At 69.1% G+C, this 20,762-nt stretch carries 18 protein-coding genes and 1 pseudogene; 10 read left to right on the forward strand and 9 right to left on the reverse strand.

What is annotated here, in order from left to right; genetic code table 11:
* Positions 1 to 135 (forward strand): annotated as a pseudogene (locus tag DIE12_RS36765) (porin); the annotation flags it as partial.
* A gap of 94 nt (positions 136 to 229) precedes the next feature.
* Here the strand turns inward: DIE12_RS36765 and DIE12_RS36770 are convergent.
* The 3 genes from DIE12_RS36770 to DIE12_RS36780 all read right to left on the reverse strand — a co-directional run bounded on the left by DIE12_RS36770 (position 230) and on the right by DIE12_RS36780 (position 3,562).
* Positions 230 to 772: a cysteine hydrolase family protein gene (locus DIE12_RS36770; protein WP_124522101.1), complete on the reverse strand. Its 543-nt coding sequence runs from the start codon at positions 770 to 772 to the stop codon at positions 230 to 232.
* A gap of 242 nt (positions 773 to 1,014) precedes the next feature.
* Complete coding sequence (locus DIE12_RS36775; protein ID WP_124522099.1) at positions 1,015 to 2,334, reverse strand: MFS transporter; 1,320 nt, start codon at positions 2,332 to 2,334, stop codon at positions 1,015 to 1,017.
* Positions 2,335 to 2,377: 43 nt separating this feature from the next.
* Positions 2,378 to 3,562, reverse strand: a complete 1,185-nt coding sequence (locus DIE12_RS36780; RefSeq protein WP_124484607.1) for a M20 aminoacylase family protein — start codon at positions 3,560 to 3,562, stop codon at positions 2,378 to 2,380.
* Positions 3,563 to 3,760: 198 nt separating this feature from the next.
* Here DIE12_RS36780 and DIE12_RS36785 point away from each other — a divergent pair, with 198 nt between their 5' ends.
* Together DIE12_RS36785 and DIE12_RS36790 are read left to right on the forward strand one after the other, a co-directional pair.
* A complete protein-coding gene (locus DIE12_RS36785) occupies positions 3,761 to 4,663 on the forward strand; it encodes a LysR substrate-binding domain-containing protein (RefSeq protein ID WP_044843294.1) in 903 nt (300 codons plus the stop codon).
* Positions 4,664 to 4,826: 163 nt separating this feature from the next.
* Entirely contained in the window at positions 4,827 to 5,147 is a 321-nt protein-coding gene (locus DIE12_RS36790) for a pyrimidine/purine nucleoside phosphorylase (protein ID WP_006478890.1), read from the forward strand.
* A 114-nt stretch (positions 5,148 to 5,261) separates the two neighbouring features.
* On the opposite strand, the gene DIE12_RS36795 is transcribed toward DIE12_RS36790, so the two are convergent.
* The 4 genes from DIE12_RS36795 to DIE12_RS36810 form a co-directional block, all read right to left on the reverse strand.
* Positions 5,262 to 5,594, reverse strand: coding sequence for a hypothetical protein (locus DIE12_RS36795; protein WP_185500442.1), 333 nt, complete (start codon positions 5,592 to 5,594; stop codon positions 5,262 to 5,264).
* Positions 5,595 to 6,086: 492 nt separating this feature from the next.
* A complete protein-coding gene (locus DIE12_RS36800; RefSeq protein ID WP_124522095.1) occupies positions 6,087 to 7,874 on the reverse strand; it encodes a chloride channel protein in 1,788 nt (595 codons plus the stop codon).
* Positions 7,875 to 7,904: 30 nt separating this feature from the next.
* Positions 7,905 to 8,318 carry a MarR family winged helix-turn-helix transcriptional regulator gene (locus tag DIE12_RS36805; RefSeq protein ID WP_124484609.1) on the reverse strand — a complete coding sequence of 138 codons (414 nt, stop codon included), beginning with the start codon at positions 8,316 to 8,318 and terminating at the stop codon, positions 7,905 to 7,907.
* A 116-nt stretch (positions 8,319 to 8,434) separates the two neighbouring features.
* Positions 8,435 to 9,610, reverse strand: a complete 1,176-nt coding sequence (locus tag DIE12_RS36810; RefSeq protein WP_124522093.1) for an HPP family protein — start codon at positions 9,608 to 9,610, stop codon at positions 8,435 to 8,437.
* A gap of 366 nt (positions 9,611 to 9,976) precedes the next feature.
* On the opposite strand from DIE12_RS36810, the gene DIE12_RS36820 reads away from it, so the two are divergent.
* Positions 9,977 to 10,945, forward strand: a complete 969-nt coding sequence (locus DIE12_RS36820; RefSeq protein ID WP_044843298.1) for a LysR family transcriptional regulator — start codon at positions 9,977 to 9,979, stop codon at positions 10,943 to 10,945.
* Positions 10,946 to 10,978: 33 nt separating this feature from the next.
* On the opposite strand, the gene DIE12_RS36825 is transcribed toward DIE12_RS36820, so the two are convergent.
* Positions 10,979 to 12,364: an MFS transporter gene (locus DIE12_RS36825; protein WP_124522089.1), complete on the reverse strand. Its 1,386-nt coding sequence runs from the start codon at positions 12,362 to 12,364 to the stop codon at positions 10,979 to 10,981.
* 74 nt (positions 12,365 to 12,438) lie between these two features.
* A complete protein-coding gene (locus DIE12_RS36830) occupies positions 12,439 to 13,377 on the reverse strand; it encodes a 2-hydroxyacid dehydrogenase (protein ID WP_124522087.1) in 939 nt (312 codons plus the stop codon).
* Positions 13,378 to 13,490: 113 nt separating this feature from the next.
* Between DIE12_RS36830 and DIE12_RS36835 the strand changes: the two genes are divergently transcribed.
* The 6 genes from DIE12_RS36835 to DIE12_RS36860 all read left to right on the forward strand — a co-directional run bounded on the left by DIE12_RS36835 (position 13,491) and on the right by DIE12_RS36860 (position 20,515).
* Positions 13,491 to 14,402 (forward strand): LysR substrate-binding domain-containing protein, encoded by a 912-nt coding sequence (locus DIE12_RS36835; protein ID WP_124522085.1) that lies wholly within the window; start codon positions 13,491 to 13,493, stop codon positions 14,400 to 14,402.
* A gap of 239 nt (positions 14,403 to 14,641) precedes the next feature.
* Positions 14,642 to 15,670 carry a TRAP transporter substrate-binding protein gene (locus DIE12_RS36840; protein ID WP_124522083.1) on the forward strand — a complete coding sequence of 343 codons (1,029 nt, stop codon included), beginning with the start codon at positions 14,642 to 14,644 and terminating at the stop codon, positions 15,668 to 15,670.
* A 3-nt stretch (positions 15,671 to 15,673) separates the two neighbouring features.
* Positions 15,674 to 17,560, forward strand: a complete 1,887-nt coding sequence (locus DIE12_RS36845) for a TRAP transporter large permease subunit (RefSeq protein ID WP_124522081.1) — start codon at positions 15,674 to 15,676, stop codon at positions 17,558 to 17,560.
* An 8-nt stretch (positions 17,561 to 17,568) separates the two neighbouring features.
* Positions 17,569 to 18,645, forward strand: coding sequence for a LacI family DNA-binding transcriptional regulator (locus DIE12_RS36850; RefSeq protein ID WP_124522079.1), 1,077 nt, complete (start codon positions 17,569 to 17,571; stop codon positions 18,643 to 18,645).
* A complete protein-coding gene (locus DIE12_RS36855; protein ID WP_124522077.1) occupies positions 18,642 to 19,664 on the forward strand; it encodes a D-isomer specific 2-hydroxyacid dehydrogenase family protein in 1,023 nt (340 codons plus the stop codon). The genes DIE12_RS36850 and DIE12_RS36855 overlap by 4 nt, the downstream gene beginning before the upstream one ends.
* Positions 19,661 to 20,515, forward strand: a complete 855-nt coding sequence (locus DIE12_RS36860) for an amidohydrolase (RefSeq protein ID WP_124522075.1) — start codon at positions 19,661 to 19,663, stop codon at positions 20,513 to 20,515. Before DIE12_RS36855 ends, DIE12_RS36860 begins: the two co-directional genes overlap by 4 nt.
* Positions 20,516 to 20,762: the final 247 nt, after the last annotated feature.

Below are 20,762 nucleotides of genomic sequence, written 5' to 3' on the forward strand. Positions count from 1 at the left end.
GTCGCGTATGCGCGCAACGGCGGGAATTCGAACTTCTCGCTGCTCGCGTCGCCGCGCGACGCGACGTCGGGCACGAGCCCGATGACGGGCGAGTCGCAGACGGGCGCGTATGTGGGGATGATGCATACGTTCTGAGCGGGGCGGCGCGCACGCAAGGCACGGGTGAGGGTGGCCCGTGCCTTGTTGCGTTTACGGGGGCCGGCGTGCGGCGTGCCGTACGCGTTGCCGGTCAGAACCCGCATGCCTCGGTCGTCGTCAACGTCGCGAACGGCCCGCCGAGCGTCGCATTGTGATGCGCGACGATCCGCTCGGCCGGCAACGCGGGCGTATCCATGCAGGTATGCGCATCGGCGACGAGCACGGCGCGAAAGCCGAGATCGGCGGCCGCGCGGCACGCCGTGTCGATGCAGTACTGCGTCTTCATCCCCGCAATCACGATCTCGCCGATCCCGGCCGCGTGCAGCCATTCAGCGAGCCGTGTGCCCGCGAAACAACTCGGCCGGGTCTTGTCGAACACGATGTCGCGTGCCGTATCGATCGCGAGCGCCGGCAGCAATGCGGCGAGCGGCGCATCGGGCGCGATCGGCGAACCCGCCGGGCCGGTGTGGCGCACGGCGAATACGGGCGCGCCGGCTTCATGTGCGCGGCGAATCAGCCGGTTGACGTTGGCCAGCACGCGTTCGCCGTCATGCGGACGATCGGGGCCATGGAACAACCCGACTTGCATGTCGACGACGAGCAGCGCACGTTTCGGGGATGGGGCTTCGGACATCGCGTTTCTCCTGAAAGGCCGGTGCGGACGGAGAAACGACGAGACCCCGTCCGGAACCGGCGGGGCCTGTGGGAATCGGTGAAGGGCGCTACGACCTTGCGCGCACTCGCCGCACGGGCCCGCCGAAGGCGGTCGTGCGCGTGGTCGTCGAAAGGTTGAGCGTGGCGTCGTGCATGGAGCGATCATGCACGATGCGCGTTCGCTGCGTCAATGACGTGTCGCACGCCCCGCGTCGCCACCGCTCAATCGAGCGCCTTCCCGGCCTTCTCGTCCATGCAGCGAATCGCGAGCAGCGTGAGCACGCCGCAGCCGATCGCATACCACGCGGGCGCATTCGGATTGCCGGTCGCCGCGATCAGCCACGTGACGAAGAACTGCGCGAAGCCGCCGAAGATCGCGACGCCCACGCTGTACACGAGCGCGCCGCCGGTCGCCCGCACCGCCCGCGGGAACAGCTCGCCGAGCATCGCACCCGTCGCGCCGATGTTGATCGCGTGCACGATCGACAGCGCGGCGATGATCGACAGCAGCGACGCGGCGCCCGGCCAGCGGTTCAGCGCGATGAACGCGGGATAGATCGCGGCCATCAGCACGATGCGCGTCCACCAGACGATCCGGTTGCGGCCGAACACGTCGGACAGGTGCCCGCCGATCGGCGTCACGAGCATCAGGATCGCGCCGGCGACGCAGCCGGCCGTCATCGACAGCCAGGTCGGCAGGTGCAGCACCTGCACGCCGTAGATCGCCATGTAGAACACGATGATGTAGTGGATCGACGTGCCGCCGATCGTTACGCCGAGGCCCGCGAACACGGCCTTGCCGTGATGGCGCAGCACGTCGGCGAGCGGCAGCGACGCGACGGGTTCGTCGTGCGCGGCGGCCGGCGCGGCGGCCGGCACTTCCTCGACGGTGCGGCGCAGCCAGTAGCCGAGCGGCACGAACAGCGTGCCGATGATGAACGGCACACGCCAGCCCCAGCTCTCGAGCTGCGCGGCGTTGAGCGTCGACGTCAGCGCGACGCCGGTGAGCGCCCCGGCGAGCGCGGCGAGCCCCTGGCTCGAGAACTGGAACGACGCGTAGAAGCCGCGGCGATGCTGCGGCGCCTGTTCGAGCAGCAGCGTCGTCGACGCGCCGACTTCGCCACCCGATGCAAACCCTTGCAACAGGCGCGCAAGCACGAGCAGCAGCGGCGCGGCGAGGCCGATCTGCGCGAAGGTCGGCGCGATCGCGATCGTCGCGGTGCCGAGCGCCATCAGCAACAGCGTCAGGATCATCGCCTTCTTGCGGCCGGCGCGGTCGGCATACATGCCGATCACGAGGCCGCCGAGCGGGCGTGTGACGAAGCCGACGCCGAAGCTCGCGACCGCGAGCATCAATTGCCCGAACGACGAGTGCACCGGGAAGAACAGCTTGCCGATCAGGATCGCGAAGAAGCTGTAGACCGTGAAGTCGTAGAACTCGAGCGCGTTGCCGACCGCGGCGGCCGCGATCAGGCGGCGTTTCTTCGCGGCGGCGCGGGCATCGGCCGGCGAGCCGGCGAACGGAAGGGCGGACGTTTCCATGAGGTTCCCCTGCTAAGGCGCGGAACTGCGTGATGAAGGGCCGTCAGGCCGCGAGCCAGGCTTCGGCGACGCGGACCCAGTAACTCGCGCCGATCGCGAGGATGTCGTCGTTGAAGTCGTAGCCGGGGTTGTGCACCATGCAGCCGCCCTTGCTGCCGATGCCGTTGCCGATGAACGCATAGCAGCCGGGGCGTGCTTCGAGCATGTAGGCGAAGTCCTCGCTGCCCATCAGCGGCGCGGCCTCGGTTTCGACGCGATCGGCGCCGAGCATCTGGCGGGCGATGTCGGCCGCGAATGCGGTCGGTTCGGGATGGTTCACGAGGACCGGATAGCCGTAGTCGTAGTCGACTTCCGCCGTGATGCCGAAGCTTTCCGCCTGGCCCTTCGCGAGCGCCTCGATCCGGCGTGCGAGCAGCGCGCGCACGTCGGCGTCCAGCGCGCGCACCGACAGCTTCATCACGACGGTTTCCGGAATGATGTTGAAAGTCTCGCCGGCCTGCACGCTGCCGACGGTGATCACGGCCGCATGCTGCGCATCGACCTCGCGTGCGACGATCGTCTGCAGCGCGACCATGATGCTGCCCGCGGCCGACATCGGGTCGCGCGCGAAGTGCGGCATCGCGCCGTGTCCGCCGACGCCGCGCAGCGTGATCGTCACGCGGTCGGCCGACGCCATCGCGGCACCGGCGCGGAACGCCATGTCGCCGGCGGCGCGGCCCGGCATGTTGTGGATCGCGAAGATCGCGTCGCACGGAAAGCGCTCGAACAGGCCGTCGTCCATCATCGATTTCGCGCCGCCGAAGTTTTCCTCGGCCGGCTGGAAGATCAGGTTCAGCGTGCCGGAGAACTGGCGCGTGGCGGCGAGGTGGCGCGCCGCGCACAGCAGCATCGCGGTGTGGCCGTCGTGACCGCATGCATGCATCTTGTTTGCGTGGCGGCTCGCGTACGGCAGGCCGGTGGCTTCGGCGAGCGGCAGCGCGTCCATGTCGGCGCGCAGGCCGACGGTGCGCGTGCCTTGTCCTTCGCGCAGCACGCCGACGACGCCCGTCTTGCCGATGCCGCGATGCACTTCATAGCCCCACCCCGTGAGCAACTCGGCGACGAGATCGCTGGTCAGCGTTTCCTCGAACGCGAGCTCCGGATGCGCGTGGATGCGGCGGCGCACGTCGATCAGGTCGGGGGCGATCGCGGCGATGCCGGGGATGACGGGGTTCACGGCTTGCAGCATGGTGTCTCCTGTGGAGCAGGTGAGGCAGGTGGGGCCGGTGGGCGTTTGACGCACATATGACGGCCAAGCATATAAATTTCTGTCGGGTACCAGAAGCTGCTAAATTGCTTTGGTGCTCACCACCGGTTGCCGCTCGGGAATACCCTGATCCGCTGCGCGTGGCCGGGCGTCGGGTTTCCACGAATCACGCATGCCGCCATGAAATACCATCAGCTGAAAGCGTTCGTCACCGTCGCGGACGAAGGGAGCATCCGCGCGGCCGCGCGGCGCCTGAACGTGTCGCCGGCGGCGTTGACGAAGGCGGTCAAGGAGCTGGAGATCGCGCTCGGCGTGTCGCTCGTCGTGCGCACCGCGCGCGGCGTGCAACTCACCGCGTTCGGCCAGCAGCTGCAGGTGCGCGCGCGGCTGATCGTCGCCGAGATGCAGCGGGCGCGCGACGATATCGAGCAGGCGCAGGGCGCGATGACGGGCTCGGTCGCGGCGGCGATCACGCCGGCTGCGGCGGTGACGATCCTGCCCGACGCGTTTCGCGCGTTCCGGCGGCGCTTTCCGGTCGCGCGCGTCAATCTGATCGAAGGGTTTCCCGGCGTCGCGCTGCCGCGGCTGCACGACGGCTCGCTCGATTTCGCGGTCGCCGTCGTCGTGCCCGAACTGCTGGCGGCCGAGTTCGACCACGCGGAACTCTATGCGAGCCGATCGCTGATCGTCGCGCGCAAAGGGCATCCGCTCGCATCGGCCACGTCGCTGGCCGATCTCGTCGAGGCCGACTGGCTGATGAATCCGTCGCCGGAAAGCTCGACCCAGGTGCTGTTCAACTCGTTCGTCGCGTACGGGCTGCCGGTGCCGCAGCGGGTCGTCGAATGCCCGAGCTTCGGGCTCGCGCACAGCCTGATGACGGGCTGCGACCTGATCGCGTCGATGCCCGAACAGCTGCTGCAGGGCGAGTGGGCGCGCGACCAGCTCGCGGTGCTGCCGATCCGCGAGCGGCTGCCCGGCGTGTCCGTGCAGGTCGTCACGCGTCGCGACAGCCCGCTCACGCCGGCCGCGTCGATGCTGCTCGACTGCCTGCGCGATTCCGCGCGGCGCAAGGGGCTCCGATGAGTCGGGCAATGCATCGCGTAGTGATCCTGAACATCTGCCGCGCACCGCGGACCATTCCCGCTCGCGGCGCGCTCGCCGCGAGCCGGTATCATAGCGGCCGGCCCGCCGTTCCGGCCGGCTTCCGACAACACGCCATCCGGCATCCAGCAATCAGAGGCATCACATGACCAGTGCAACCCAATTCGACAACGTATCGGTCGTCAAGCGCGCGAACGTCTATTTCGACGGCAAGTGCGTGTCGCATACCGTGCTCTTCCCGGACGGCACGCGCAAGACGCTCGGCGTGATCCTGCCGTGCGCGCTCAACTTCGGCACGGACGCGCCCGAATTGATGGAAGTGCAGGCCGGCAAGTGCCGCGTGAAGCTCGACGGCAGCAGCGAATGGCAAACCTACGGCGCCGGCGAGTCGTTCTCGGTGCCGGGCAAGAGCCGCTTCGACATCGAAGTGCTCGAGACGCTCGACTACGTCTGCAGCTACCTGTAAGCGCATGAGCACCGGCCGCAACCCATGCGCGCGGCCGTCGCGCTGAAAGCAGAAAGCCCCGCCGAAGCGGGGCTTTCTCGTATTCGGACGGCGCGTTGCCGTCCGGCGCGGAGCTTACAGGCAGGCGTTGATGTCGCCCGCGGCAGCGGCGTCGCCACGCATGCCGACCCACGTCTTCGCGCCCGGCTTCGACGCCGGACGAACCATCGCGGCCGCGCCGTTCGGCGGTTGCTGGCCCGGTACGTAGACATCGGTCGCGAGGCCGTTGGCGAGCACGTTCTGCGTGACCACCTGTTGCTGCGACTTGTCGGCCCAGGTCTTTGCGATGCACGCCGACACGTCCTCCGCGGACTTCTGGCTTTGCCCCACGTTCTGCATGGCCGGATCGGCTGCATGTGCGGAAATTGCCACGGTCAATGCGATGAGCGGTAAGTATTTCACGTTCACGTTTTATCTCCCTCGAGTCGTGATTGATTGAGCGGGATGCGCAGCAGAACTTGAACTGCGTTCTTGTGAGATTGCATCGGACAAATGCGGTTCCGGCGATTCCGAAACAAGTTGTTAACACGCTTGCCAAACGACAATCCGGATGCTGTCCGTTCTGTTGCGATACGGCATGGGTCGCGCACGGCCCGCGTGGAGGCGGGGACGCGGCGACGACGTCATGCGTCGTGAGGTCGGCTCGCTGCCCTGTGGTGTGGCGGATTGACGGCCGCGGCGTGCTGCATGTATCTGCATGTCGCGCCGCGACGCTTCTTTATTGGATGACGAAGTGGAATGGCTGAAAGGGTGGCCCCGTCGCATGAGCACCATGATGACAAACTTTCGTCCGATGAATTGTCAACCAAGTTTAAACGCCGGACGCGGCGGAATGCGAACCGGCGCGCAGGGTGCGCGCCGATCCGGAACGGCGGGGGACGGTGAAGCGCGCGGTACGTATCAGCCGGCCTTGCGCGCACCGGCGTCGCGCAGGTTGACCGGTACGACCGGGCGGAAGCGTTCGCGCTTGTGTTCGTCGTCGAAGTGCTGGAGCGCGGGCTTGATGAGGTCGCTGCGCGACACGATGCCGATGATGCGCAGCGATTGCGGATCGTCGACGACCGGCAGGCGTTCGAGGCCGAGCATCGCGAGCCGCGACGCGACCACGCGGCACGTTTCGTGCGCGTGCGCGACGGCCGGCGCACGATCGATGAATGCGTTCGCGAGCGCCGCGCCGGGACCGGCTTGCGCACGCTGCGCGTCGAGCGTCGCACGATCGACGAGACCGAGCAGGCGGCCGTTCTGCACGACGGGGTACGCACGGTGCGTCTGCTTCGCGCCGAAGTACTGCGACTCGACGGCGTCGAGCGTCGTGCCGCCGTCGATCGAGACGAGATCGTCGGCCGGCGTCATCACCTCGGCCACGTCATGGCGTTCGAGCGGATCGACGCCGTATTCCCGGTAGATGTGGTAACCGCGGCGCGCGATCTTTTCCGTCATGATCGAACGCTTCATCACGACGGTCGCGAAGCCGTGCGCGACGAGCGTCGCCGCGAGCAGCGGCAGCAGCGCGTTCGCGTCGTGCGTGAGGCCGAACGCGAACACGATCGCGGTCAGCGGCGCACCGAGCGTGGCGCCGAGCGTCGCGGCCATGCAGACGAGCGGCCACAGCGCCGGATCGCCGCCGGGCAGCACCGGCGACAGCACGGTGCCGAGGCCCGCGCCGAGCATCAGCAGCGGGGCGAGTACACCGCCGGACGTGCCGGAGCCGAGCGCGATCACCCACATCACGGCCTTCACGGTCAACAGTGCGAGTGCGATCTTCAGCGCGATGTGCTGGTGCAGCAGGTCGCCGATCACGTCGTAGCCGACGCCGAGCGCGCGCGGCTCGAGCCAGCCGCCGATGCCGATCACGATCGCGCCGAGCGCCGGCCACCACATCCAGTGCACCGGCAGCTTCGCGAAGGTGTCCTCGACGCGGTACAGCGCCGCCGACAGGCCGCACGCGAGCGCGCCCGACAGCAGGCCCGCGACGATGCACGACAGCAGCGCGACGGGCGTCGGCGGCGCCGTGGTCAGCGCAAACAGCGGGTCGACTCCGAAGAACACGGCGCGGGCGAAACCGGCGACCGCGCAGGCGAGCGCGACCGGCAGGAAACTGCGCGGACGCCATTCGAACAGCAGCAGTTCGACCGCGAGCAGCACGGCGGCGACCGGCGTGCCGAACACGGCGGTCATGCCGGCGGCCGCGCCCGCGACGAGCAGCGTCTTGCGCTCGGCGGCGGTCACGTGCACGCATTGCGCGATCAGCGAGCCGAGCGCGCCGCCCGTCATGATGATCGGGCCTTCGGCGCCGAACGGGCCGCCGCTGCCGATCACGACACCCGACGACAGCGGCTTGAGGATCGCGACCTTCGGCGACATGCGGCTCTTGCCGAACAGGATCGCCTCGATCGCTTCCGGAATGCCGTGGCCGCGGATCTTCTCCGAACCGAAGCGCGCCATCAGCCCGACGATCAACCCGCCGATCACCGGCACGACGATCACCCATGCGCCGAGCGTGTGGTGCGCGGGCGAACGGTCGGCGAACGAAAACTGCTGGAAGAAGAACAGGTTCGTGAACAGGTGGATCAGGCTCGACAGCACGAACGCCGCCAGCGTGCCGAGCAAGCCGATCCCGGCAGCGAGCAACGCGATCCTGGGCAGGCGTTCGTTGGTCGAGAAGTCGCGTTTGTGCGGTGCGTTCATCGGCGTGAGGATAGGTCGGTAAAGCCTGGGTCAGTTATTGATCTGCGGAACCTGGAACGTGCCCTTGAGCGATTTCAGTTCCGCGCGATGCATGGCCGCGAGGTGGGCGAGCAGCGTCTCGCCGGCTTCCTCGAGGTGGACCTCGACCTGCCGGCGGTCCGCTTCGCTCGTCTTGCGCTTCACGAGCCCGAGTGCCTCGCAGCGCGTCACCAGCGCAACGACGCCGTGATGCTGCGCCTGCAGGCGTTCCGCGAGTTCGCCGATGGTGGCCCATTCGCGGTGCGGATAGCCCTTGATGTGCAGCAGCAGCAGGTACTGCAGCGGCGTCACGCCTTCGCTTTGCGCGGCGCGTTCGGAGAAGCGCTCGAAACGGCGCATCTGGTAGCGGAACTCGGACAGTTGCTGGAAATCGCTTTTGGTCAGCGCGCGTCGGGTATCGGTCATTGCGGTCGGTCGGGCAGCAGTTTCGGTAACGTTAAATATATCACAATATGATATAAATGGCCGAATTTCAGCGAAATAGATACATTACGCTGTCGTCGGCCCGTTGAGCGTCCGCGTTACGCGGCTTCGAGCATCTGCGTCTGGCGGTACAGGCCGGTGACGAGATCCGTCTGCGTGATGATGCCGACGAGCCGGCGTGATGCGTCGACGACCGGGATGTGGTGATGGCCCGAATGCGTAAACAGCGGCACCAGCGCGGTGATCGGCATGGTCTGCGGCACGGATGCGACGTCGCGGGTCATCACGGTCGCGACGCTGGGCGGCCGGCCGCCGAACGATTGCGGCAGCTGCGCGGCCAGCCGCCGCCACAGCGGGACCGGGCGGCGCAACGGGCGCGTGAGGTCGGCGCGCGTGACGATGCCGACCAGGCGATCGCTGCCGTCCACGACGGGCAGCGCCTTCACGCGATGGCGGTCGAGCAGCGTCAGCGCGGCCGTGACCGACGTCGACGGCGCGACTTCGATCGCGTTCTTCGTCATCAGGTCGGCGCACGTGAGCTGGCCGAACGTGCGCGCATAGGCCTGCATCTCGGTTTCGCGCAGCAGCATTTCGAGGTCGTCCGGGTCGACGTCGAGCCATTCGCCGCGGCGCTTCAGCACGGCGTCGAGATCGGCGCGCGTGAAGCCGCCGCGTGCCGGCGCGGCGCTGCCGCCTTGCGGTTTCGCGTCGTGGCGCACGCCGCCGTGCGGATAGCGGTGGCCCGTCAGCGCGTGGTACACGAGCGCGGCCGACAGCAGGATCGCCGATTGCAGTGCGATCGGCTCGACCACGAAGCGCAAGCCGAGCGCGTGGATCGCCGGGCCGCCGAGCACGGCCGTCAGCGCGACCGCGCCCGACGGCGGGTGCACGCAGCGCAGCGCGAACATGCCGCCGATCGCGAGGGCGACCGCGACCGCGGCGGCCGTGATCGGATCGGCGATCCACTGCGCGCAGGCGACGCCGACGGTCGCCGCCACCAGATTGCCGCCGATGATCGACCAGGGCTGCGCGAGCGGACTCGCGGGCACCGCGAACAGCAGCACGGCCGACGCGCCCATCGGCGCGACGAGCAGCGGCACGAGGCCCGGCACGCCGGGCAGCAGCCGCATCGTGACGCCGACCGTCGCGATCCCGACGAGCGCGCCCGCGCACGAGCGCATGCGCTCGCGCCAGCCGAGCGTCATCGGATGGGGAATGAAGCTGTGCAGCCATTGGCGGAAGGTGCGGCGCGACGGGGAGGGGCCTGACGACATGGACGATTGAGCGGTAAACATGACGATGCGCATGACGCAGCGCGAGGACGTCGAGAATTATATCGCATCGTGATATAAATTGTCGCGCTGCATCAACGCGTTGCCTGCGCGCGCCGCATCCGTCTTGCAGGAACCTTTCATCAGATGAAAGCCTGACTGCCCTGCGACCGCGCAAATTTGTCTGCAGCGGCGTACAATTCGGGCCACCGAATTCCCCGATACGCCACAACCACGCACGCGATGCCCGCTCTCCCGCCCGTTCCCCGGCATGGCGATCGCTTGCGCGTGGTTCGCGCGCACGCCCCGATTCCCGTCTGACGCGAGCGCCGCCGACGTTTCCCCACCGACACTCCCCAAGCCAATTCAATGGACATGCTCGAAAACATGCGCCTGTTCGTGCGCGTTGTCGAAGCCGGCAGTTTCACCGCGGTCGCCAAAGAAATCGATGCGACCACCGCGCAGGTGTCACGCGCGGTGTCGAACCTCGAAGCCCACGTACAGACGCGCCTGCTGCATCGCACGACGCGCCATCTCGGCCTCACCGAAAGCGGCGAGCGCTACTTCGAGCGTGCGAAATCGATCCTCGCCGAATTCGACTACGCGAACGCCGAGGCCCGCAACGCGCTGCTGCGGCCGAGCGGCAAGATGCGGATCCATGCGATGACGGGGCTCGGGCAGAGTCATGTCGTGTCGTCGATCGTGCGCTACCAGGAAGACAACCCGGACGTGTCGGTCGAGCTGACGCTCGCGCAACGGATGCCGAATCTCGTCGAGGAAGGCTACGACGTGTCGATCGTGACCGCGTCGCAGCTGCCCGATTCCGGCTATGTCGCGCAGACCTGCGGCACCAGTTGCAGCGTGCTGGTCGCATCGCGAGAATATCTCGCGCGGCACGGCACGCCGAAGACGCCCGACGACCTGCCGAACCACGTATGCCTGCGCCTCGATACGCCGGCATCGCCGGCCAGCGAGTGGCGGCTCGAGCGCGACGACGGCGAGGAGACCGTCTACGAACTGCAGCCGGCACCGTTCCAGGTCAACGTGCCGGATGCGCTGTGCGTCGCGGTGCGGGCGGGGCGCGGCATCGCGTGCGTCGCGCTGTATACGGTGCTCGACGACCTGCGCGCGGGGCGCCTGATCCGCGTGCTGCCCGAGTATCGGTTGCAGACCGTCAGCGTGTACGCGGTCTATGCGACGCGCCGCTATCTCGATGCGAAGATCCGCACCTTCCTCGACCATCTGCGCACGACGCTCACGCCCGCGCTGGAGAACGACCTGCGCGAACTCGACCGGCTTGCGGTCGAGCCGATGCCGGGCAGCCGCCAGCGCGCCTGATGCCGCCGGTCGCACGCCCGGCGGCGCCCGGTATCACGCGTCCGGCGTGACGCGAATCCGTTCGAAGCGGCCGGCGAGCCACGCGTAGGCGGCGATGCCGAGCAGCCCGTGCGCGGCGACGAACCACAGTGCGCCCGCGAAGGAGCCCGTGTGCGCGACGAAGTAGCCGATCACGAGCGGCGTGACGATCCCCGCGAGGTTGCCGAGACCGTTGAACACGCCGCCGCTCAGGCCGACCATCCCTTCGGGCGCGGTGTCGGCGAGCACGGCCCAGCCGACCGCCGCGAGCCCCTTGCCGAAGAACGCGATCGTCATCAGCGCGATCACGACGGCATTCGACGACGCGCCGTTCGCGAGCACGAGCAGCGTCGCCAGCGCCATCCCGACGACGAACGGCGTCTTGCGGGCGCGCGACGGATGCACGCCGCGCCGGATCAGCCAGTCCGACAGCACGCCGCCGAGCACGCCGCCCGTGAAGCCGCAGAGCGCCGGCAGCGCGGCCACCCAGCCGGCTTCCATGATCGTCATCCCGCGCCCCTTGATCAGGTAGATCGGGAACCACGTGATGAAGAAGTAGGTGAGCGCGGTGATGCAGTACTGGCCGATGTAGATCGCCCACAGGTTGCGGTGGCGGAACAGCTGCGACGCGTCGCGCCACGATAGGCGCGAGCGCTCGCGGACGCGGTTCGCTTCGAGATCGACGAGCGCACCGTGCGCGCGCAGGTAGTCGCGCTCGGCGTTGCTCACGCGCGGATGGCCGTGCGGCTCGCGATACCACGCGAACCAGAGCGCCGACAGCGCGACACCGAGCATCCCCATCCACAGGAACACGTGTTCCCAACCGAGCGCGTGCGTGAGCCACGCCATCGCGGGTGTGAACAGCACGACGGCCATGTACTGCGCGGAGTTGAACAGTGCGGATGCGGTGCCGCGCTCCGCGGTCGGAAACCAGCACGCGACGATCCGCGAATTGGCCGGGAACGCCGGCGATTCGACCAGGCCGAGCATGAAGCGCATCGCGAACAGCGCGAGCGTCGCGGCCGCCCCCTGCACGGCGAACCAGCCGACCGTGCCCTGCAGCATCGTGAAGATCGACCACAGCAGCAGGCTCAGGCCATACACGCGGCGCGCGCCGAAACGGTCGAGCAGCCAGCCGCCCGGGATCTGGCCGAGTGCATAGGCCCACGCGAACGCGGAAAACACGATGCCGAGCTGCACGGGCGTGAGCCCGAGGGCGTGCGCGACGCCGGTACCGGCGATCGACATCGTCGCGCGGTCCGCATAGTTGACGACGGTGACGGCGAAGATCAGCGCGAGGACCGTGTAACGGACGCGGCCGATCGTGCGCGACGCCGTGGATGAGGCGGGAGAGGTGGAAGAGGCGGCGACGGCTGCGCCGCCGCTGGATCGATTGGGCATGCGAGTCTCCTGGCCTCCGGCGTACGGAGGCGTTTCATTGGATGTTGTCTTGGTCGGGGAGGGGCGTGCGGCGGTCAGCCTGTAACGCTCGTCGGCGGCCGCTGGCCCGCGAAGCACGCGGCGAGGTTGGCGAGCACGATCCGGCCCATTCGTTCGCGTGTCTCGTGCGTGGCGCTCGCGCGGTGCGGCTGCACGACGACGCGCTCGAGTTCGAGCAGCGCGGCCGGCACGCGCGGTTCGTCGGCGAACACGTCGAGCCCCGCGCCGGCGATCGTGCCGTCGGCGAGCGCGCGCACGAGCGCGGCTTCGTCGACGAGCTTGCCGCGTGCGACGTTGATCAGGAATCCTTTGCTGCCGAGCGCGGCGAGCACGTCGGCGGTCACGAGCACGTTGCCGTGATCGGCGGACGCCGCGAGCACGAGCACGTCGCTGTCGCGCGCGAGCGCGGCGAGGTCGGGCACGTAGCGATAGCCGCTGTCGCGGTGTTCGCGCGGGCCGAAATAGCTGACCGGCATCCGGAACGCCTGCGCGCGCTGCGCGATCGCACGTCCCACGCGGCCAAGGCCGACGATGCCGAGCCGCTTGCCCGTCACCTGCGTCGCGAGCGGCTGCGCCACCTTGCCCCAGCGGCCGGCGCGCACGATGCGCTCGCCGGCGCCGAGGTCGCGCAGCGTCATCAGGATCAGCCCCAGCGCCATGTCGGCGACGTCGTCGGTCAGCACGTCGGGCGTCGTCGTCACGTGAATGCCGCGTGCGCGGGCGAGCTCGAGATCGACGGCGTCGGTGCCGATGCCGTTGATCGCGATGATCTCGAGCGCGCTCAGCCGCGCCATCAACGCGGCCGGCAACCCGTTCGCGCCGCCCGTGACGACGCCGCGGATGCGCGATGCGACGCGATCGAGCAGCGCGTCGGGCTGGTCGGCCGCATACAGCCGATGCACCGCGTAGCGGGCGGACAGTTCGGCGTCGATGGTGTCGGGAAGCGGCTGGGTGAGCAGAAGGTCGATGGTCATGAGGGTCTCGGTCGGCGTGCGCGGCGCGGGCCGCACATCAGGTGCAACCGAGTATAGGAATCGAATCGATATCGGTCTAACATCAAGACGCTATCGATTGATTCAAGATTTGAATGATTGAACTGAACCAGCTTCGCTGCTTCGTCGCCGTGGCCGAGGAACTGCATTTCGGGCGCGCGGCCAGGCGGCTCTTCATGACGCAGCCGCCGCTCAGCCGGCAGATCCAGTTGCTCGAGCACGCGCTCGGCATCGCGCTGCTCGAACGCAGCAGCCGGCAGGTCAGGCTGACCGCGGCCGGCGAGCGCTTCTTGCGCGACGCACGGCACATCCTCGAGTTTTCCGCGCGGGCCGAACAGGCCGCGCAGCGCGTCGCGCATGGCGGGGCCGGCCGCATCACGCTCGGCTTCACGGCCGTCAGCGCGTACCGGATGATTCCGGCGCTGCTCGCGCATGCGGCGCAGGCGCTGCCCGACGTCGACGTCGAACTGCGTGAAATGGTGTCGACCGTGCAGATCGACGCGCTGGCGTCGCGCATGCTCGATGCGGGCTTCGTGCGCCAGCGCGCGGCGCGCCATCCGCTCGAATACCGGCTCGTGCAACGCGAGCCGATGCTCGTCTCGGTCGCGCAGGGCGCGCCGCTGGCCGCGTACGAGCGGATCGGCCCGGACCAGCTCGACCGGCAGCCGTTCATCGCGTATTCGCCGAACGAGGGCAAGTACTTCCACGACATGATCTCGGGGATGTTCGCCGGCGCCGGGCGCTTGCCGAACTACCTGCATTACGTCGGGCAGACGCATACGATCCTCGGCCTGGTGCGTGCCGGGTTGGGTGCGGCGCTGGTGCCGGCGTCGGCGCGCGAGCTGCATGTGGACGGCGTGGTGTTCCGGCCGCTCGCGGACGTCGACGTGGCGGCGGAGCTGTATCTCGCGTGGCGCGCGGACAACGACAATCCGGCGCTGCCGGTGTTCAACGCGATGGTCGAGCAGTTTCTGACGCAGGAGGCGGACGGCGGGGGCGTTGTTTAGCCAAGGTCTGTTGTCTGATGATATCAGGCGCCGCGCCCGACGCGCGCCGACACCGGCCTGCAAGACCGGCACAGACCGGCGCCGTCTGCGATTCCGGCCCAAAACCACCACGCGGAAGGCCCGTTTTTCATCCGCGCACGGGAAAACCCTCATTTTTCTCTCATCGGTCGTCGTATTACTGTATCGATACACTAAATCGATACAGTTGCGCCTGGAGGCGCACTGCAAAGGAGACGGCCATGACTACCTTCACCCGGCGGCGCTTTCTGCAAACGGCGCCCGCCGCCACGCTCGCGGTCGCGGGCGGCCTGCCGGCGATCGGCCGCGCGGCGCAAACCGTGACGCTGCGCTGCTCGTCGTCGATGCCGGCCGACCAGAACGCCGCGCACTACGTGTGGTACGAGCGGCTTGCCGCGAACCTGAAGGCGAGCGTCGGCGATGCGATCCGGGTCGACTACTTTCCGAACAGCCAGCTCGGCAAGGAGAGCGACGTCGCGCAGCAGGTGAAGATCGGCGCGATCGACATGATGATCGCGGGGTCGTCGATCTGGGCCACGGTCGCACCCGAGCTCGGCATGCTCGATCTCGGCTACCTGTTCGACAGCTATGCGCACGTCGCGAAGGTGCTCGACGGCCAGGTCGGCACCAGCCTGAACGCGCTGCTGCAAAAGCGCGCGGGCTGCTCGGTGCTGACGTGGGGCTCGCACTTCGGTGGGCGCTGCGTGTTCACGAAGCAGCCGGTGACGGCGCTGCCGGGCGTGAAGGGCACGAAGCTGCGCGTGCTGCCGACGCCGGCGTTCATGGACACCTTCAAGGTGATGGGCGCGGTGCCGACGCCGATTCCGTTCGGCGAGCTGTACATGGCCGTGCAGACGGGCGTCGTCGACGGGCTCGAGCACGATCCGGCCACCGTGCTCGCGAGCCGCTTCGACGAGATCGTCAAGTCGTGCTGGCAATCGCACCACGTGTTCGCGGCGATGACCGTCGTGATGGGGCGGCGCGCGCTCGAGCGGATTCCGGCGAACCTGCGCCCGGCGTTCGACCGCGCGGTGGCCGATGCGACCGCGCAACAGCGCGCGATCGCGACGCAGAAGGCCGCGCAGGCGGAGGCGGCGCTGAAGCAGCACGGGATGACGTTCCATCCGATGGCGGAGGCCGAGCGCGCCGCGCTGCGGCAGGCGATGCACGACCGCCTCTACGTGGCGTTCGCCAAGCAATATCCGGCCACCGCGCCGCTGTTTCCGGCGATCGCCGCGGCGCGGGGTTGAGCAATGGATACCGGTTCCGTTTCGAGCGTCGTGCCGGGCGCCGGCGCAGACCGCCCCGCGCGCGCCGCCGTCCGCGCGCTGGCGGCGGCGATGCGCTGGATCGAATACGTGTCGGCCGCGGTGCTGGCCGTCGACGTGCTCGTGGTGTTCGTGTCGGTCGTGTTCCGCTATTTCCTGCACGATCCGGTCGACTGGGCCGAGGAGGTCGCGAGCGCGCTGATGATCGTGCTGGTGTTCTTCGGCGCGGCGACGGTGCTCGGCCGCAGCCAGCACGTCGGCATCGACCTGTTCCGCGGCTGGCTGCCGGCGCGCTGGCAGGGTGCGCTCGTGCAGATCGGACACTGGATCGTCGCGGCGGTGTCGCTGAACCTGCTGGCGTCGTCGTGGCAGCTGCTCGGCGATTCGTACGACCAGTTGACGACCGGCGGCCTGCCGGGCTGGATCAACGTGTATCCGATGATGTTTGGCGCGCTGTTCATGAGCGTGTTCGCGCTCGCGAACGCGCTGAACGCGCCGCGCCGCCGCGTACTTGGCACGCTTGCGTGCTGCGCGGTGCTCGCGGGCGCCGTGTACGGCTGGAACGCGCTGCGGCCCGAGCATGCGATCGCGCCGGGGGCGCTGCTGATCGCCGGCTTCGTCGGCGGGCTCGTGCTGGGCGTGCCGATCGGCTTCGTGCTCGCGTTCTCGGCGCTGCTGTATTTCCTCGCCGACCCGACGCTGCCGTTGCAGGTCTACTCGCAGCAGGTGATGGCCGGCGCCGATCACTTCGTGCTGCTGGCGGTGCCGTTCTTCGTGCTGGCCGGCTTGCTGATGGAGTCGAACGGGATGTCCACGCGGCTCGTCGAATTGCTGCTGCGGATCTTCGGGCGGGTGCGCGGCGGGCTCGGGTTGATCGTGATCCTTGCGACGGCGTGCTTTTCCGGCGTGTCGGGTTCGAAGCTGGCCGACATCGCGGCGGTGGGCGGCGTCGTGATGCCGGCCGTGCGCCGTGCGCGCCAGGACCCCGACGAAACCGCGGCGCTGCTCGCGTGCAGCGCGGTGATGGCCGAGACGATCCCGCCGTGCGTGAACATGATCATCATGGGCTTCGTCGCGAACATCTCGATCGCGGGGCTGTTCGTCGCGGGAATCGTGCCGGCGGCCGTGCTCGCCGCGTCGCTGGCGGTCGTGACCGTGATCTGCGGACGCCGCATCGACATCGACGCGGTGTTCGTCGAGCGCCGCGCGTGGCTGCCGCTCGCGGGCGGCGCGCTGGTCGCGCTGATCATGGTCGTGATGATCGGCAAGGGCGTGACGTCGGGCATCGCGACCTCGACGGAAGTGTCGGCCTTCGCGGTGGTCTATGCGCTGGTGATCGGCTGGACGGCGTTCCACGAACTGACCTGGCGCTCGGTCGGCCGCGTGTTCGTGCGTGCGGCATCGATGGCGAGCGGCATCCTGTTCATCGTCGCGGCGGCGTCGAGCGTGTCGTTCGCGCTGTCGATCGAGCAGATTCCGGCGCTCGTCTCGGGCACAATGACCGCGTTTGCCCATCAGTACGGCTCGACGGCGTTCCTGTTGCTGGCGGCGCTCCTGATGATCGTGTTCGGCGCCGTGCTCGAAGGCGCGCCCGCGCTGATCATCTTCGGGCCGCTGCTCGCGCCGATCGCGCTGCAGCTCGGCATCAACCCGCTGCATTTCGGCACGGTCGTGGTGGTGGCGATGGGGCTCGGGTTGTTCGCGCCGCCCGTCGGCCTCGGGCTGTTCACGACCTGCGCGATCACGGGGACCGAGGTCGCGCGCGTCGCCCGGCCGATGGTGAAATACCTGCTGGTGCTGTTCGTTGCCCTCGTGGCGCTGATCTTCGCACCGGCGTTTTCGTTGTGGCTGCCGGCCCGTTTCGGCCTGTAGCCCGTTCAATGCAAGACGACATGAGTACGATTCAGGACGTGGCCCGTCATGCGGCCGTTTCGGTCAGCACGGTTTCGAACGTGCTCAACGGCCGCACCGACCAGATGAAGCCGGAGACGCTCGAGCGCGTGAAGGCGTCGATGGATGCGCTGCAGTACCGGCCGAGCACGCTCGCGCGCCAGCTCAAGACGGGGCAGACGCCGCTCGTCGGGTTGCTGGTGCCGTCGATGGCGAATCCGATGTACGGCTACATCGCGCGTGAGATCGAGGCTTGCGCGCAGGAGCAGTACGGTCATCGCGTGCTGATCGGCAACACGTACCGCGACGCGGGCAAGGAGGCGGCGTTCTTCGACGACCTGTTCGCGCACGGCGTGCGGCGCGTGATCGTGATCTCGTCGCTCGCCGACGAAAGCCACCTCGAACGCGCGGCCGAACGCGGGATGACGGTCGTCAGCTACGACCGCCGCGCGACGCCCGGCGAGCAATCGAAGGTCGATCACGTGACGGCCGACAACGAGGCGGCCGCGCGGCTCGCGACCGGCTGCCTCGTCGCCGCGGGCCATACGCGGCTCGCGTTCGCGACCGTGGCCGGCATCACCGTGAGCCGCAGCGACAAGATTCGCGGCTTTCTCGAAGTGGCGCGCGACGCAGGCGCCGATGCGCAAGTGCTCGAAGGCGGCCCGGCGAACGAATACGGCGACGCGGTGATCGTCGAGGTCGGGCGCGCGCTCGGCGCCGCGCTCGCGGCCGATCCGGCGCGGCCGACCGGCGTCGTCGCGGTCAACGACCTGTTCGCGCTCGGCCTGATGGCGGGGCTGCGCGACGGCGGATTGCGCGTGCCGGACGATGTGTCGGTCGTCGGGATGGACGGCCATTTCCTGTCGGCGATCTCGTGGCCGGCGCTGACCACGGTGCAACTGCCCGTCACCGAGATGGCCGCGGAGATGGTGCGGCGCGTGATGCGGCACGACGGCGACCCGTCATCGGCGCCCGGGCAGTGCGTGTTCCCGGGCGTCACGCTGGTCGAGCGCGCGTCGGTCGCGCCGCCGCCGCGCGCGGTCGAATCGAACGGAGACAACGCATGACGCGCGTCTACGTGACCCATCCGTCGGGGATGTTCGATTACTACTTCGGCGCGAAGGCGCTGTGCGCGCTGCAGGCGCTCGCGGACGTCACGTGCAATCCGCTCGACCGGGAGCTCGGCACGGACGAGCTGATCGCCGCCGCGCAGGGGTGCGACGCGATCATCGCGTACCGGCAGACGCCGGCGCCGCGTGCGCTGTTCGCGGGGCTGCCCGCGCTCGCCGCGTTCCTGCGCTGCGCGGTCGACATCCGTACCGTCGACGTCGACGCGGCGAGCGAGTTCGGCGTGCTGGTCACGCAGGCGAGCCCCGGGTTCGGGCCGGCCGTCGCGGAGTGGGTGATCGGCGCGATGATCGGCCTCGCGCGCGGGATCGGCGGCTACGCGGATGCGTACCACCGCGGCACGCCGCCGCTGCCGCGGATGGGCCGCGAATTGCGCGGCAGCACGCTGGGCGTGGTCGGCTATGGACAGATCGCGCGTCATCTCGTGCCGATCGCGACGGCGTTCGGGATGCGCGTGCTCGTGTGCGACCCGTACGTGCGGGTCGACGCGCCGTCGATCGAACAGGTCGACCGCGCGACCTTGCTGCGCGACGCGGATTACGTCGTGTGCCTCGCGCCCGCGACGCCGGCCACCGCGAACCTGTTCGATGCGCGCGCGTTCGCCGCGATGAAGCCGGGCGCGTGCTTCGTCAATGCGTCGCGCGGCGAGCTGGTCGACGAGCAGGCGCTGGCCGACGCGCTCGACGGCGGCCGGCTGGCCGGTTGCGCGCTCGACGTCGGCCGCGCGGCGGACCAGATGCCGACGCCCGGACTCGCCGCGCATCCGCGCGTGATCGCCACGCCGCACATCGGCGGACTGACGCGACCGGCGGTCGAGCACCAGGCGCTGGAGACGGTCGACCAACTCGCCGCGCTGCTCGACGCACGCGTGCCGAACGGCGCGGTCAACGCCGCGCATGCGACGCGGCTCGAACGCTGGCGGTCGGCCGACGCGTCCGCCGCGCCGGGTGTGCGATGACGCGCGACGAAGGCGGCATGCGGCTGGCGCCGGTGTGCGATTGCCATATCCACATCTACGACGATGCATATCCGCTCGCGCCGACGGCGACGTTCCGCCCGCCGCATGCGCCGGTGGATGCGTATCGCCGCGTGCAACAGACGCTCGGCCTCGCGCGCGTGGTCGTCGTGCAACCGACCGGTTATGGCTTCGACAACCGCTGCACGCTCGATGCGCTGGCCGCGCTCGGCCCGCAGGCGCGCGGCGTCGCGACGGTGCCGGTCGACGTGCCGGATGCCGAACTCGAGCGGCTGCACGCGGCGGGCATCCGCGGCGTGCGGTTCATGACGCTGTCGGGCGGCGTCGCGCGATGGGACGAGCTCGAGCGGATGGCCGCGCGGATCGCGCCGCTCGGCTGGCACATCGATTTGCAGCTCGACGGCCGGACGCTGCCCGACGTCGAGCCGATGCTGGCGTCGTTGCCGGCGCGCGTCGTCATCGATCACACGGGCAAGTTCCTGACGCCGGTTGCACCGGATGCGCCGGCCTTCGTTGCGTTGCGGCGCCTGCTGGATCGCGGCCACGTGTGGGTGAAGCTGTCCGCGCCTTACGAGACCTCGCGATCCGGTGCGCCCGGTTACGACGATGTCGCACGCCTTGCCACCGTGCTCGCACGCGCGCATGCGGCGCGCTGCGTGTGGGGCAGCAACTGGCCGCACCCGAACGCGTCGCCGCTGCCCGACGATGCGCAACTCCTCGGCTGGTTGCACGCGTGCGCGGCGGACGCGGCGGTCGGCCGCGCGATACTCGTCGACAACCCGGCCGTGCTGTATGGGTTCGATGCGGACACCTCGATCGGCGCCGCGATGTAACGTGGTCGGCCGCGGGCCGAGCCTCGACGGCCATGCGGTCGACGCGTTCGTCCACGACTTTCCGGTGCGATAGGCGCTGCGTGAAGCGAAGAGGGTGAAGCGGGGAAGGTGTAGCAGCGGGAGTTGAAGCGCGGCGGCGGGGGGGGGGGGGGGGGGGGGGGGGGGGGGGGGGGGGGCGGGGCGGGGGGGGGCGGGGGCAGCAGCAAGGAAGACACCACACCCCACACCAACACAAACCCCAGGATCC

Origin of the sequence: Burkholderia sp. Bp9015, assembly GCF_003853505.1 — a bacterium.
Lineage (GTDB): Bacteria > Pseudomonadota > Gammaproteobacteria > Burkholderiales > Burkholderiaceae > Burkholderia.